4 protein-coding genes and 1 pseudogene are annotated in these 15,885 nt (G+C 64.7%); 3 read left to right on the forward strand and 2 right to left on the reverse strand.

Annotated elements, in window-relative coordinates; translation table 11 throughout:
* Positions 1-161 precede the first annotated feature (161 nt).
* Together H6650_18615 and H6650_18620 are read right to left on the reverse strand one after the other, a co-directional pair.
* Positions 162-12,134 (reverse strand): right-handed parallel beta-helix repeat-containing protein, encoded by an 11,973-nt coding sequence (locus H6650_18615; protein ID MCB8954025.1) that lies wholly within the window; start codon positions 12,132-12,134, stop codon positions 162-164.
* A gap of 703 nt (positions 12,135-12,837) precedes the next feature.
* A pseudogene (locus H6650_18620) lies at positions 12,838-12,969 on the reverse strand (Flp family type IVb pilin).
* Positions 12,970-13,252: 283 nt separating this feature from the next.
* On the opposite strand from H6650_18620, the gene H6650_18625 reads away from it, so the two are divergent.
* From H6650_18625 to H6650_18635, 3 genes are all read left to right on the forward strand, one after another.
* Entirely contained in the window at positions 13,253-13,906 is a 654-nt protein-coding gene (locus H6650_18625) for a response regulator transcription factor (protein ID MCB8954026.1), read from the forward strand.
* A 263-nt stretch (positions 13,907-14,169) separates the two neighbouring features.
* Positions 14,170-15,066 (forward strand): trypsin-like peptidase domain-containing protein, encoded by an 897-nt coding sequence (locus tag H6650_18630; GenBank protein MCB8954027.1) that lies wholly within the window; start codon positions 14,170-14,172, stop codon positions 15,064-15,066.
* A 54-nt stretch (positions 15,067-15,120) separates the two neighbouring features.
* Entirely contained in the window at positions 15,121-15,738 is a 618-nt protein-coding gene (locus tag H6650_18635) for a trypsin-like peptidase domain-containing protein (protein ID MCB8954028.1), read from the forward strand.
* The last annotated feature ends 147 nt before the right edge of the window (positions 15,739-15,885 follow it).

Here is a 15,885-nt window from a genome sequence, read left to right on the forward strand (position 1 = left end):
AAACAGGAAACCGGCGTTTGGGGCGCGGAGGCTTCAGCCGGCCCACATATGGCCGTTTGACCTGGCTAAAGCCGCGCCGCCAATCCCCCTATGTGGCTTTCGCCAGACTGGCGTAAAAACAAAAGGACGGGTCATGCGACCCGCCCTTTTGTGTGTGGCAGTTAGGGACTGTCTGGCGTGGGTGTCACGCGCGGCTCCAGCCCGGCGGGTTTATGCGCCGGCGGGGTTGCTTCCGGCTGCCCGCTGGCGTTGACGAGGATGTTCGTCGGCCCGAAGATGTTGTTGCTCTCCTGCGGGCACTCATTAACCGTATTGTCCGTGTCCACCTGCGCCCACAGTTGATGCGGCCCTGCTATCCCGAAGACGAAGTCTTCCTTGACAAAGGTGACGCTGGCCCCCGCCGTCAGGTCCGTGCCCTGGACGCCCCAGGCCACGTCGCCGATCAGCATGGGTTGCGGCACGCGGTCCAGGTAGAAGTCCAGATAGAAGTTGTTGCCTTCGGGGACGCTGGCCGTGCCCTGGTTGCGGATGGTCACGGAGAGGCGCACGGGCTGCCCGACGAGAGGCTGTGCGGGTTCAATCATGATGTCCGTCACCACCAGATCAATGCCCGTTGGGGTGCAGGGCGTGGGGGTGGGGGTGGGCGTGGGCGGCACGGGTGTGTTCGTGGGCGTGGGGGAGGGGCCGACCGTGGGGGTGGGCGTCGGGGAGGGCGTGGGGGAGGGTGTGGGGGGCGGTGCGCCGTTGTCCGCGTGGAAGGTGATGGGCAGGTAGAGGGTGTTGTTGGCTTCACCGGTGACGACGGTTTCGTCCACGGCGCTGTCGAAGACGGCGGGGTTATTGTTGGAGCGGGCGGTGATGGTGGCCAGGGAGATGCTGCCTATGCCGGCATTTCCCGGAACCGCCACCCACACCGTCACCGTCTCACTGGCCCCCGCCGCCAACGCCACCGTTTGCGGCACGCCCGTCACCGTCCAGCCCAGATTCGTCGGGCCGCCGTTAATCGTGAACGTGTCCGCTGCCGTGCCCAGGTTCGTCACCACATGCGCATACGCCACCACAGCCCCGGCCACAGCGTTGGCCGACTGGAAGTGCGGCAACAGCGAAACGGCCACCTCCGGCGGCGCGACGACGGTTGCCTGGTTGATCACGCTGGCGTTGACGTTTTCATCCACGCCGGAGGTCGCCGTCACCGTGACCACGGCAACCGTGCCCACGGGCGCGGAGAGGGGGACGTCAATGGAGATGGTAAGGCTCTCGGTCGTGCCCGGTTCCAGGGTGACGCTCTGTGGCGGGAGCATGAGCAGCCAATCGGGCGCGGCGCTGACGGCGAGGGTGATGGTATCCGCGACGTTGCCGGCATTTCCCACCACATGGTTGAAGAATGCCTGGCTGCCCGGCGTCACCGTCAGCACATAGCTGGGCGTTAGCGTCACCGCCGGCGCGGGCGTGATGCCGCCGGCCACCGTGGTCTCATCCGTCGCGCTCGCCTTGATCGCCGTATCGCTCACCGACGTGGCCGTTAGCGTGGCTGCATCCATGTCGCCGGGCGCGGCATCGGCGGGCACGGTCACGGTGAGCATCACCGTGGCGCTCTCGCCGGGGTCCAGGGCAATCGGCCCCGCGTCATACGCCAGTTCCCAACCGGCGGTGCTCGTGGCGGATAAGGTGTAGCTGTCGGCGAGATTGCCGGCATTTTGCAAAACGTGCGCGTAACTGACAACCGCGCCCGCCTCTACCGTGCTTTCGTTATCCGGCGTCAGCGTCACCGCCAGGTCCGCCGTCACCGTCGTCGTGTCCACCGCCGTGGCCGAGATGCCCGGCGTGCTGGAGGCCGCCGTGATCAGCGCGGTATGCACCGTGCCGCCGCTGCCATCGGGAACCGTGACCGTGACCAGAATCGTGGCGCTGCCAAATGCCGGCAGCAGCACCTCCTCCGGCGCGACCACCACATCCCAGGCGGGGTTCGATTCACTGGAGAGCGTCACCAGGTCCGCGCCGTTGCCCAGGTTCGTCAGCGTATGCGCGTACACCACCGGCCCCGGTTCCATCACCGTGCTCTCGTTGTCCGGCGTCAGGCTGAGGCCGGAGGAGACGCCCGCCGTGGTCGTGTCCGTGAGTGTGGCGCTGGCGTCCGGGTCGTGCGCCTGCGCCACAATGCCCACCGTATGCACCGTGCCGCTGAGGGCGTCCACCGGAAGCACCACCGTCACCGTGAAGGGCAGGCTGGCTCCCGGCTGCACAAAGCCCGTTTCCGCCGGCGAGACGCTCACGTTCCAATCGGCGGGGTTGCCATCCTGCGCCGCCAGCGTGAAGGTGTCCACCCCGTTGCCCGTGTTCGTCAGCGTATGGTGGTACTGAATCATGCCGCCGGGGATGCCCACGCCGGACTGCGCCGGGCCGATAGCCACGCCCGCCGTCTGCGAGATGGTCGTTGTGTCCACCACGGCGCGGCTGGCGCCGTTGGCGGCGGAAGTGGCGCTGATGGTGGTTTCGTCCACGTAGCCGGGCAGGCCGCCGCTGATGGTGAAGCTGACGAGGGCGGATTCGCCGGGGGCCAGGTCAATGGGAGCGGCGGGCTGGACATCGTAGTTGAAGCCGCCGCCGGGCGGGATGGATTCGTGGTTGGCGGAAAGGGTGAAGGTGTCGCTGAAGTCGCCGGTGTTGCGCAGCGTGTGTGTGTAGACGTGCGGCGCGCCCGTGTCGATGGTGGCGGCCTGCGCGGCGGGGGTGAAGGTGAATTCCGCCCGCTGCAAGCGTTCGTCCGCGCCGATGTCGATCTGGCTGCCCTGGAGGCGTGGCTCCAGGTCGATGTCTACATCCAGGCGCACATTGGCGGATGTGCCGGCATCTTTCGCGGGCGACGCGGCGTCAAGGTGGTAGAACGTATCACTGAACAATGGTTCGGCCGCAAAACTGTGCGTGCCTGTGGGGAAGTTCGTCGGCTCAACGCCGCCCAGGTTGGGGTCGAAGTGGAACAGGTTATAATCATTTTCCACGCTGACGCCGGGTTCGATGTAGACGGATGTGCCGGCATTATTGCGGAAGATGGAATTCACGAAACGCAGCGTCCCCTGCGCCTGATAGAGCGCGCCGCCGGAGCCTGTCGTTTGCGCCGCCAGTGACTCCGTCAGATCGGCGCGGTTGTCACTAAACGTCATGTTTTCCATTTGCACGTCGCCATCGACCACATACAGGCCGCCACCCTCGCCCGGCTCGCCCTCGTAGTTGGGCAAGTTGCGGTTTTCGGCGAACACGACGCTGTTCAGATAGAGCGTGCCCGTGACCTGGTAGAGGCCGCCACCATACTGGGCCGCATTGGAGAGTATCCAGGTGGCCGTGATCGTGAGGTTGCTGCCGGCATTATACACACCGCCGCCGTACTCCGATCCCGCCGGGTTCTGCGAATCAATCGGCGCGTCTCCATCCCGGATAAACAGGCTGCTCAACGTCACTGTGTCCGTCAGGCCCGCCGTCACGTACACCACCCGGCGCTCATTCTCGCCACTGAGGATCGTCGCATTCGTGATCGGCTGCGCCGGCGCCATGAAATCCGCCCCGTCATAGCCGCCGCGAATTGTCACGGGCTTGTTCACGAAGATGTTGTGCGTCACCGTCTCCGTGCCGATGGTCGTCGTCACCACGCCGGTGTACACGCCGCCGGCCACCAGGATGTCGTCTCCGGCCACGGCCTGGTTGATGGCCCGCTGGATGGTGGCGCAGGGGAAGTTGGGATCGCGGCAGTTGCTGTCGTCGCCGGCCCCCACCGTGGCTACGTAGCGCGTGCCGGGCACGAAGCCAATGGCGATCTGGTCCAGCGCCGCGCCTTGCACGCCGGGATCGGTGGTGGAGAGAGCCACCACGCCCGGCGTGGCCGTCTCATTGGCCGCCGCCGTCTCCAGAATGGTCACGCGCAGGGCCACCGTGTACACCTCGCCCGGCGCCAGCGTGACAGTGGTGCTGTTCACATTCATCCCTTGCAGGTCGAACAGGTCGGCGCTGGCATAGGCCACGCCGGGGTTGGGGACCAGTAGCAGCGTGTCCACCTGGTTGCCGTTGTTTTGCACGTAGTGCGTGAAGGTGAGGACATCACCGGGCAGAGCGTCCGCGGTGTAGTCGGGGTAGACGAGGACGGAAGTGACGAGGCCGACGTTGGTCGTGGCGGCCTTTTCGTCGCTGCGTGACTCGTAGAGCGTGGTCCCTTCCAGTGAGGCGGAGTGGCAGGCCACGCGGCTCACTTCCTGGATGCCGTTGGCTGCCGTGATGGGCACGGTGACGGTGAGGACGCGCGCAATGCTTTCCAGCCAATCCAGTTCCACCATTTGCGATGGTCCGTCCTCGAACGTGACCCAGCCGGGGATGTCGCTGAGCAGGTCGATTTGCAGCGTGTCGGTGTAGCCGTGGCGGAGGGCGTCGGTGGGTGGGGGCGGCCAGCCGGTGTTTTCGATGGTGAAGGTGTAGGTGACGGCCTGGCCGGGGGTGACGGTTTGAATGGCGGGGTCGGAGATGCGCACCTGGCAGCCGAAGTCCTTGAAGTATTCGTCCGCGCCTACATCCCCGCCGATGCCGTAGAGGCCGTTGTGGTTGGGGTTGCCGTCGGGGCGCGTGGTGTTGCCGGCATCGAAGTCCACAAAAGGCACATTATCCGGGTCCAGCAATGCCGGGTCGGCGATGTCGATATTCGCCGAATCCTGCAGAATCATCGCCCCAAATGCGCTCAATCCGGGGTCATGTTCGAAGACGGGCGCGCCGCGGTCGATATTGGCGTCCGTGGGTGTGTTGTCGTTGAAGTTGTTGTAGGAGAGGCCGTTGCTATTGTTGCTGACGGAGTGCAGGCCGCCGCCAATGCCGGGTGTGCTACCGCTGGCCGTGTTCAGGTAGAGGATGCTGCTGTCCATCGTCAGCGGACTGACGCCGTTGTAGATACCCGCGCCGCGGTCGCCTGCCGTGTTGCCGCGTATCGTGTTGTGATAGAGCGCCACGCTGCCCAGGTTGTAGAGGCCGCCGCCGTTGTTTAGGGCATCATTCCCCAGGAAGATGCCGTTGACGATCTGGCTTGGCCCGCTGGCGGCGTGATACAGGCCACCGCCGTTGCCGCTGGCGCTGTTTTCCGTGATGCCGTGGTTGCGAATCTCGAAGGTGGCCCCGGCGCTGATGAACAGGCCGCCGCCGTTGCCGTTGGTGGCCTGGTTGCCGTCGTAGAATTCAAAGTCGATGACGGTGTCGGTGTCGCCCTCGAACCGCGCCGCGACGCACGCGCCGGTGCTGCCGCCGCTGAGCAGGGTGTCGGAGCTGCTGCCGGCATAATACCCGCCCCCATTCTCCCCGACATTAGCGCAAACCAGCGACTCCTCAAACGTCACCGAACCGGCTCCCGCCTTGTAGATGCCGCCGCCGTTAGCCGTAGCGTCGTTGGCGGCCCCGGCGTCCCCATTTATCAGCACCAGGTGGCGGATGGTGACGTTGGCCCCGGCGGCGATGCGTAGCACGCGCCCTTCGCCGCGCGCGTTCAGGATGGTGCTGTTCGTGCCCACGTTGTGGTTGTGGTAGTCATCCGGGTCGGAGAAGTCGGTGCGCCGCAGGGAGCCAATCAGCGTCAGGTCCTGGCTGATATAGCCCATTTGCCACGTACCCGCCCGCTCTTCCGCGCCGCTGCATTCGCCGCGAGCAATGCGGATGGTATCGTACCCTTCGCTTTCGGCATAATCAATGGCCGTTTGCAGCACGCCGAACAGGGTGCTGCCGACCTTGATCAGGCAGCCGTTGTACTCATCCGCGCCGATGTCCGAGGCGCTGTTGGTGGGGCGGATGTCGCCGTCGATGTCGGTGAGCACCAGAACGGCGGGATCGCCTTCATCAATGCCCCGCGAGACGCCTTGCAGGTGGAAATCGCCATCTTCCAGGTTGGTGTAGAGAGGGAAGGCGGAGATGTCGTGTGGACCGGGGGTGGGGGCCATGTCGCCGTCGTAGTCTGGGTTGTTGCCGACGACGTTGTTGTAGTCAATGAGGGGCGCGCCGCCGTCTACGTGGATGCCGGAGCCGAAATTGCGGTCCACGATGTTGCCGCGCAGGTCGGCGCCGCCGCCGGCGTGGTAGATGCCGCCCCCTTTGCTCTCAGCCCCCAGGACGCGGTTGCGCACGAAGGTGTTGTAGTAGATGTGGGCTTCCGCGCTGCCGTTGAGGTTGAAGAGGCCGCCGCCGCGGTCGTCTGCGTCGTTGCGGTAGATGAAGTTGTTGCTGATGGTGGTGGCGCTGTTGCCGCTGCCCAGGTAGATGCCGCCGCCGCGAGAGGCGTTGTTGTCGTAGATTTCGTTGCCGTCCAGGGTGAAAATGCCGGCAGCCTGATAGACCGCGCCACCATTATTCGCATTGTTGTTGTAGAACGCAACGTGCCGTACCGTGGCCGTCCCCTGGTTGTAGAGGCCGCCGCCGCCGGTTGCGGCGCTGTTTTCGCCCACCTTGCCCTGGTCGTAGAGCAGGGTTCCGTCGTTAAAGAGGGCCGCGCCATTGGTTGCCGCGCCGTTGAACAGGTCCACGCGCAAGAGGTTGAGCGTGCCGGTGTTGTAGACGAGGCCGCCGCCGGCGACGCCGCCCGCCTGGGCCGCGCTGCCGTTCCGCAGGGTTACTTCCGTGAGGGTGACGACGACGCCGCTGCCGACGTAGAGGGCGCGCCCCTGGCCGCGGGCGTCCAGGGTGGCGGTGGCGTTCGGGTCCACCTCCCAATCGCCGTCCAGGGTGAGGGATTTGGTGATGATCACGGTTTGGGAGACGAATTGGCCGGGGGCGATCTGGCGGGTATTGGCGTTGTAGCAGAGACCGTCTAGTTGGATGGTGTTGCCGGCATCGGCCACATCCACCGCCCGCTGCACACTCCCATAAATTTGCTCCGGATCAGTCGTGATCCGCGCAAAACATCCGCCGACCTCATCCGCGCCAATATCCAGGCTCTGATGCGACGGGCGAATATCCCCCTCATGGTCCCACAGCAGCGGCAGACGCGGGTCGCCCCGGTCCACCACGGGCGAATCAATGTCAATTGTGAAATCCCCTTCGCCCATGTCCGCGAATAGCGGGTCAACGCTCAGCGCGTGCGGGCCGGGCGTGGCCGTGCCCCCATAATGGATTCCACCCCCGTAGACGTTGTTGTAGTCCAGCGTCAGAATGGGGCCGTTGGCGGCGAAGATGCCGCTGCTGTTGCTGATCACGTTGTTGCCGCGCACGTCCAGCACGCCGTTGTTCAGGTAAAGGCCACCGCCGTTGCCGGCCGTGTTCGTGACGAAGTCGTTATGCCACAGGCGCAGGTCGCCGCCCATGTTGGCGAAGCCGCCGCCGTTGCCGCCGGCCGTGTTCGCATAGATGAAGTTGTTCTGGACGGTGCTGGTGTAGCCGACGCTGTTGTACAGGAAAACGCCGCCGCCGTTGGTCGCCTGATTGTCGTGGATGTGGTTGCCGTCAATGATCAGGTTGCTGTCGTAGGCGTAAATGGCCGCGCCGCTGACCGCCGTGTGGCTGTAGAGCGCGTTGTGCGTGATGGTCAGGGTGGCGTTGTCCGCGCAAATGCCCGCGCCGGGGCCGTTCACGCTGCCGCGCAGGATGTCGAAGCCCGTCAGCGTCGTTTGCACGCCCGGTCCCACGTAGACCACGCGCCCATCTCCTTCCGCATCAAGCCAGGTGACGTCGTCTTGTGTTGTGAATGTCTCGTCCCAGCCGCCGCTGATAGTCACGTTTTGTAGGATGACAAGCGTGGTGGGCACGGCGCCCGCCGCGGCGCAGCTATTGGGATCCCCGCCACCGCCGCCGCCCGGATCAAAGAGCGTGCTACCGCTGCACTTGCCGGAGACTTGCAGTACGTCGCCATCTTGCGCCTGGGCCAGCGCCAACTGCAAACTGCCGTAGACCACGCCGTTGAGGCGCACCAGGCAGCCGCCCAACTCGTCCGCGCCGATGTCGAAGCCGGTGTTGGAGGGGCGCAGATCGCCGTCGTAGTCGCCGGTCAATGGCGAGGCGGGATCGGCCACGTCCAGGGCGGCTGCGCCGTCCGCCAGGTGGAAGTCACCGTTGGCGGGGTCCAGCAGACCCGGCGGCGTGCTGTTGTTGCTGATGGAGTGCGCGCCGGGGTCGGCGTTGACCACGGGCGTGGTAGCGTAGTCGTGGTAGTAGTTGTAATCGAGGTCCAGCGTGCCGGCGGCGGCGTAGATGGCTGGGCCGCTGCCGGCATGGTTGCTCTGGAAGATGCTGCTGCGAATGGTGGCGTCCCCGTTCAGGTTGTAGAAGCCGCCGCCGCTGCCGCTATGGGCTGTGTTGCTGTAGACGGTCAGGTGCAGGAAGGTGGCCGCGCCTGTTTCGTTGTAGATGCCGCCGCCCGTTTGTGCCGCGTTTTCGTAAAAGACGCTGTTGCTCACGTTCAGGCCGCCGCCGTGGTGGAAGAGGCCGCCGCCGTTGCTGCCGGCATTGTTTGCGAGGATCATGCCGGCATTCAGCACCAGATCGCCGCCATTTTGGTAGAGTGCGCCGCCCATGTTAGCCGTGTTCGCGCCAAAGCGACTCCGCCCATTCAGCGCATCCACTTCATTATCATCCACGGCCGTGATGATCACGTCGCCAGCGTGGTTGTAGAAACCGCCGCCCAACGTTGCCGTGCTGGTGAAGACGGAAACCTGGCGCAGCAGCAGGCTGGCGTTGTTGTTGTAAATGCCGCCGCCCGCGTCTTGTCCGCCCGCGCCGCCGCCGAGCGCGTTCGCAGCGCCATTGATGACGATGAGCTTCTCCAGCGTGACAGAGACGCCGCCGGTGACATAGATGCCGCGCCCCGCGCCTTCCGCGTCAATGATAGTCTCGTCCGCGTTGCGCGCGGTGAAGTCGGCGTTCCAGCCGCCTTCAATGCGCAGCGGCTGCGTGATAATGACCGTCTGGCGTACCGTTTGTCCGCCGATTTCCGCCTCGTTCACGCCGCGACAGATGCCCGTGACCTGGATCACGGCCACAGCGGAGGGGGCGTCCACGGCGGCCTGGATGCTACCGAACGTATCCAGCCCGCGACGGGCGCGGCAGCCGGCCAACTCGTCGTACCCCAGGTCGTACCCCTGGTCGGAGGGGCGGAAGTCGTCCTCGAAGTCCACGGCCAGCGTTGTGGCCGGATTACCACTGTCCACGGCGGGGGAGCCGGGGGCCAGGCGGAAATCGTCGTCGCGGAAAGCGGGGTCGGCGATGATGTGGTGGGCGTTGCCGGTGGCGCCTACGATTTCCGGGGCGCTGTTGGCCCAGGTGAGGGTGTAGTCCAGGTTGGTTGTGCCCGCTTGCTGGAAGACGGCGCCGCCGGTGGCCGTGTTGCTGATGAGGAGCGTGTTCCCCAGGGTGACGCTGGCTCCGTTGTTGTAGAGGCCGCCGCCGCTGCTGCCACCGCTGTTGGCGACGAAGGTGTTGTTGCCTAGCGTGGCCTGGCCGGAGACGGTGTGAATGGCCCCGCCGCTGTTGGTGGCGTTGTTTTCCCGGAAGAGCGAGTTTTCCGCTTGCAGCCAGCCGTTTTCCAGGAAGAGCGCGCCGCCGCCGTGCCCGTTGCCGCCGCCGGCGGTGTTGGTGATGAAGCGGCTCTGCTTGATGGACAGCGTGCCGCCGGCGACGTAGGCCGCGCCACCGCGTAGGGCGGCGTTGTTGCCGCTGAAGGTGCTTTTGCTGACGTTGACGATGGCGTTGGTGCTGACGTAGAGCGCGCCGCCGCGGGAGGCGTCATTGTTGCGGAAGATGACGCCGCTGAATTTGGGCTGCGCCCCCGCGCCGACGAAGACCGCGCCGCCGTTGAGGCCGCTGCCGCCGCTGAGGGTGAGGTTGCCGAGGGTGGGTTGGATGAAGCCGGGGGCGATGTTGAAGATGAGGGAATTGCCGGCAGGTTCGATGGTGGTCTGGCCGGCATTCCCCTGCGTGGTGAAGCTGCTGTCCCAGCCGCCGGACAGGTAGAGGGTGGTGTTCAGGTCAATGGTTGGCTCGCTGTAGGGCGTTTCGCTACGGGCGATGCGGATTTCGTCGCCGAAGGTGGCCTGGGCCACGGCGTGGGCCACGGTGGCGCAGGGGGTGGCGGATTGGGTGCAGTTGTTGTTGCTGTTGCTGCCGCCGGGGGCGACGTAGCGCGTGCCGGCGGTGGCTTTCGCCGTGATGGTGTCCGTGAGCGCGGCGGTGAGGGCCGGGTCTATGCCGGAGGTTGCCGCGAGGCGAATTTCATTCGCCAGGCCGGCGGCGGCGTTGTCGGCCACGGTGACGCGCAGGCGCACCGTCTCGCTTTCGCCGCTGGCGAGTTCCGTCTCAAAGCTGTTTTCGGGAAGCAGGTCGGCCCAGCCAAAGGGGTCGTCGAGAAGTTGCACGAGGAAGGTGTCTGTGTAGTCGCCGGTGTTGGTGAGGACGTGGCTGAGGGTGATGGTGGTTCCGGGCAGGAGGGTGCGGGAGTAGGCGGGGGTGAAGGCGACGCCGGGGATGGGGATGATGATGGCGCGGACGACGACGCGGGCGGTGACGTCGGGGTCGAGGGTGGAGGTGGCGGTGATGACGGTGACGCCGGTGGTGTAGGGGGGCAGGTCGGGGACTTGCACGGCGGTGTTGACGATGGCGGATGCGCCGGCGGCAAGGGCGACGGGGGTGGGGCAGCCGATGCTCCAGTTGAGGTCGTTGGCGCAGGTGAAGGAGTAGGTGTCGGGTACGTTGCCGGCATTTTCCACTACATGCTCATAGATCGCCACGTCATTGCGATCCACGAACCCCTCGGTGAACGCCGGCGTGAAGACAATGGCCGCGAAATCGGGGTAATACTCGTCCGCGCCCACGTCAATCGTCGATCCATTGGGGCGCGCGTCCCCGTCATAATCCAGATTGACCGTGGGCGGTGTGGCCGGGTCGCCGGCGTCAATGTTCAGGCTGCCGCCGGAGAGGTGGTAATTGCCGCTGCCGACGAAGCCTGGATTGTGGTTGTAGTCCGTAGGGTCGTTGACGTCGCTGGCGTCGTCGAAAATATCGTTGTAGCCGCTGGTGACGGTGCCGCCGTCGTCGGCGATGCCGTCCGTGGTTCCGCCTTCGTTGTGCGCCACGATGTTGTTGCGAATGTTGGTGACCGCGCCGGTGATGATTTGAATGCCGGCGCCGTCGGCGTTGGCGGTGTTGGCGACGATGGTGTTGTTCCAGATGTTGCTGGTTCCGCGCAGGTAGAGCGCGCCCCCTTCGCCGGAGGCGGTGAGGGCGTGGTTGGCGTCAAAGAGGTTGCTCTGAATGGTGGCGTTGGCGGCGGTGTTGAAGAGACCCATGCCGCCGCCGTAGCTGGCGCTGTTCTCGCGGATGATGTTGGCTTCTAGCAGGAGGCTGCCGTTTTCCAGGAGGACCGCGCCGCCAAAGGAGATGTTGCCGCTGGCGGTGTTGCCGTAAATCTGGTTGCGCCGGATGACGCTGGCCTCGCCGCCGCCGTTTTCCACGTAGATGCCGCCGCCCTTGGCGGCGGCGGTGTTGTTGTAGATTTCGTTTTCCAGGATCAGGGCTGCGCCGCCGTCGTAGATGCCGCCGCCACGATTGCCGCCGCCGTTGGTGGCGTTGTCGTGAATGCGGTTGGCGCGGATGGTAGGCGCGCCGCCGGCGTTGTAGATGCCGGCCCCATCGTCCGCCGCGCCGTGGCGAATCCAGAACCCTTCGATGACGGGGCTGACTGCGCCTTCGATCCGCACGACGCGGGCCACGTCCTGGCCGTCCAGGGCAGTTTCGTTGAGCAGGGGGTCGGGTGGTTCGTCGTAGTTGGCGTTGTAGCCGCCGGTGAGGGTGATGGTTTTGTTCACCAGCACGGTTTGCGCGGCGCCATCCGGGCCGTATGTGCCGGCGGCGACGTGGACGGCGTCCCCGCCGACGGCGATGTTCACGGCTGTTTGCAGGGCGCAGGGATCGGCGAGGGTGCAGGCGCTGCCTGTGCCCGTGGGGCTGGCGTAGAGGATGTTGCCGCTGTGGGCGCGGGTTTGGGCCAGGGATGGCGGGGGACTCATCCAGCCGATGAGGATGGCCAGCAGGAGCAGCGGTGGCAGTATGACGGCGCTGACCGGGCCTAATCGTCGCGCCAGACGGCGGCGGAGGGAGGCGAGGAAATGGGGGTGAACGGGACTGGTTCTGTTCATACGATTTGGTTCCTGCGAATTTCGTGATGTTCTTGTGAAGGGGTGGGATAGCCGGGGGTGTTGCTGGGTGGTGGATGGGGTGTTTGCCGTGGCATTGGGTACACAAGTAAATGGCCGCTGGCGGAGATAGGCGGCAGCATTCAACTATCCACATGGGACGTGCCGGCATTTGCCAAATGCCGGCACGATAGATTCATTCATCTAAACAAACAATTCGAGTATCTATTCAGCCTCCAGGGTATATGGCCCCAGAGATCTTCCCGGAAGCTCGATTTCAAGCGCAATACGCCGCATGATTCAGCTCATTTGGCATCAAAACAGCTTCCGGGAAGGTGGTCGTGAATCGTTACCAATTCGATTCTCCGGCCCGGCCTCACCGTTGGCTTCAGAAGCCTTGCGACCTGGCCCCGACCGTGACTGTGCCCGGGCATGCGGCTGTGTGGGAAATGGTGTTCGTCGTCGTGGCAATGCCGTGCGCATTGGTTACCCCGGAAAGCACACCGACGCCTGCTCCGTTTACAAGAACGGGCACGGATACCGGACTGTTGACCATTAATTCTCCATTTTCCAGGACGACCAGGGTAGCGTTCGATATGACAATATCGCATATGGGCGGCCCGCCCCCGGTCAATTCAAGATCAAACCCGAGGACGACGCGCTCCACGCCCACGCCTGTGATGGTCTGCCCATTCAGACCGGCCATGACGCGGGCATAGACCAGGTTGACGGATGAGCCGAGCGCGGTCAAAATCAAGATGACGACAACGGCTAGCAGGACGAGGATGAGTGCGTACTCAACCAGCCCTTGCCCTTCTTCGCGTCTGACAAATTGCATGGTTTCCTCCTACGATGTGATAAGGAACGGATATTAATGGAAATTGAGACAATACGAGATGATGATGCATGCGGAATTATGATGCTAACAGTATAAGTGGCTCCTGATCGGGGCACAAGCTAATAGTACCAATGGATGAGGGCTTTGCTGGGGGCTTTGCTGGGGGCTTTGCTGAGGGCTTTGCTGAGGGTTCTTTTTGCCGGCATTTGACCAAATGATTCCTGAGCCGTCTTGAAAGATGTCTGCTTCCCCGCACGCGGGGCGTTACGAAAAAGGAAGGCGTATGTTTCCCGCAAATGAAACGGTGCGAGTGCTGGTGGTGGCGGATGATCCGCTGGCGCGGGCCGGGCTGGCGCTGACGTTGGGGCAGCAGCCGGGCGTAGAGGTGGTGGGGCAGGTGGAGGAAGCGGCCTGGACGGTGGCCGGCGATGAAGCGACGCCGCTGGAAGTGTATCAGCCGGACGTGGTTCTGTGGGACATGGGCTGGGAGGTGGAGGAGGGGCGTTTCGACGTGATGGCGGGGGTGGCGGAGTTGGAGACGCCGGTGGCGGCGCTGCTGGCGGATGAGGAGATGGTGGCGGGCGCGTGGGCGGCGGGGGCGCGTGGTGTGTTGCGGCGGGAGATGGGGGCGGAGAAAATGCCGGCAGCCTTGCTTGCGCTGCGCCAGGGTTTGGTGGTTGTGGATGAGGCATTCGCCCAGGTCCTGCTGCCGCTGTCGCCGCCGGAGCCGGCCCCCGCGGAGGCATTGACGACGCGGGAAATGGAGGTGCTGCGCCTGGTGGCGGAGGGGCTGTCCAACCGCGCCATTGGCCTGCGGCTGGCGATCAGCGAGCATACGGTGAAGTTCCACATCACGGCCATCATGGGCAAGCTGGGGGCGCAAAGCCGCACGGAAGCGGTGGTGCGGGCGACGCGGCTGGGGATGCTGACCCTGTAGAATCGTGAATGGTTGAATGGTTGAATGGTTAATGCGGTTGGTGGATGCCCCGGTTTAACCATTCAGGAATCAACCCGTTCACCCCTTGAAAATTTGCCCGGCCTACCCATTCTTCCAGGTGCGGCCTGCCAGGATAGGGGATGTGGGGAGGTGCGCGGGGGCGTAGAATGGGGAAAAGCGGGAGAATGGTTAATGCGGCTTGTGGACGTGGCAAATTGACCATTCACCCATTCACCCATTAATTATTAGTAAGGAGCTTTTTCATGTCGGAAACATTATCGCAATTTTCAGAGGGGTTGGCGGGGGCCGTGGCGACGGCGGGCGTAGGTGTGGTACGGGTGGATGCGCGGCGGAGAATGCCGGCATCTGGCCTCGTCTGGTCTGCTGATGGTTTGATCGTCACCAGCAACCACGTCGTCCGCGCCGATAGCGGCATCCAGGTTGGCCTGGCGGACGGACGCAGCGTGAGCGCGACCCTTGTCGGGCGCGATCCCACCACCGACCTGGCCGTGCTGCGCGCGGCAGCCGGCGATCTGCCCCTGCTGGGGCGCGTAGACAGCGCCGATTTGCGCGTCGGCCATTTCGTGCTGGCGTTGGGGCGTCCGGGCAAGAGCATACAGGCCACCCTGGGCATCATCAGTGCCCTGGGCGAAAGCTGGCGCACCGGCGGCGGCGGCGTGATTGACCGGTATTTGCAGACCGACGTCGTCATGTATCCGGGCTTTTCCGGCGGCCCGCTGGTAGACGTCAACGGGCGCGTCGTGGGATTGAACAGCTCCGCGCTGGCCCGTGGCGTCAGTGTTTCCATCCCCATGGGCACGCTCAACCGCGTCGTGGGATCGCTCGTGTCCGATGGCAAAGTGAAGCGCGGCTACCTGGGCATCAGCACCCAGGCGGTGCGTCTGCCACAGGCGCTGCAAGACGAGTTGGGGCAGGAAACGGGGCTGTTGATTGTGTCTGTGGAAGCGGGTAGCCCCGCCGACGAGAGCGGGCTGGTGTTGGGCGATACGATTGTGCAGTTTGCCAACCAGGCCGTGCGCAGCCATGATGACCTCATCTCCCTGCTCACGGGCGACCGCGTGGGCAAGTCGGCTCCCGCGCAAATCCTGCGCGGTGGTGCGCTGCAGCTCGTTGACGTCCTCATCGGCGAGCGCGATTGATAGACCGGAGGCGCGAGGCGCTTCAGAAGCGCCTCGCGCCTGAGAGATAAAACCATGCTTAATGCTCTGCAAACGGCAAACGAAGAAATGGCCGCTATCGTGGCGGCGACGCGGTCGAGCCTGGTGCAGATTCGCAACGGACGGCGCGGCGTGGGCGCGGGCACGATCTGGCATTCCGATGGCCTCATTGTGACCAACGCGCACGTTGTGGCCGGGCGCGGCGGGGCGCAGTCGGGCAAACTGACAGTGACGCTGGCGGATGGGCGCATGTTTCCCGCGCGCTTGCTCGCCTGGGATCCGCGGCGGGATGTGGCGGCGTTGTCCATTGATGGGCGCGACTTGCCCACGGTGCAGCTTGCGCCGCCGGGACACCTGCGCGCGGGCGATTGGGTGGTGGCGTTGGGGCATCCGTGGGGCGTGTTGGGGGCGGTGAGTGCCGGCATTGTGATCACCATTGGCCCCCCGCCCGAAATCCCCGGCTACGACGGTGACCTGATCCAGGTTGGCCTGCAACTGCGCCCCGGACACTCCGGTGGCCCCATGGTGGACGTCGCCGGGCGACTCGTGGGCATCAATACCATGATCGCCGGACCCCTTGTGGGGCTGGCAATTCCCTTGCCCGTGGTGAAAGCCTTCTTGAAAGAAAAACTGGGATCAGGTCGGCGCGCTTGATGCCGGCAAAAAAGCAGCGCGAACGCCTCTACGGAGGCGTTCTTTTTTTGCCAACCCGTTTGAAATTTTTTGAATAGTAACATTTATGACTACTGACCCTTTCGTGGCGAGCTTGTCGCAGCCCGTGTTGCCTTCGACCGGCTCAGG

This window comes from Ardenticatenales bacterium (assembly GCA_020634515.1).
In the GTDB taxonomy this organism is placed as follows: domain Bacteria; phylum Chloroflexota; class Anaerolineae; order Promineifilales; family Promineifilaceae; genus JAGVTM01.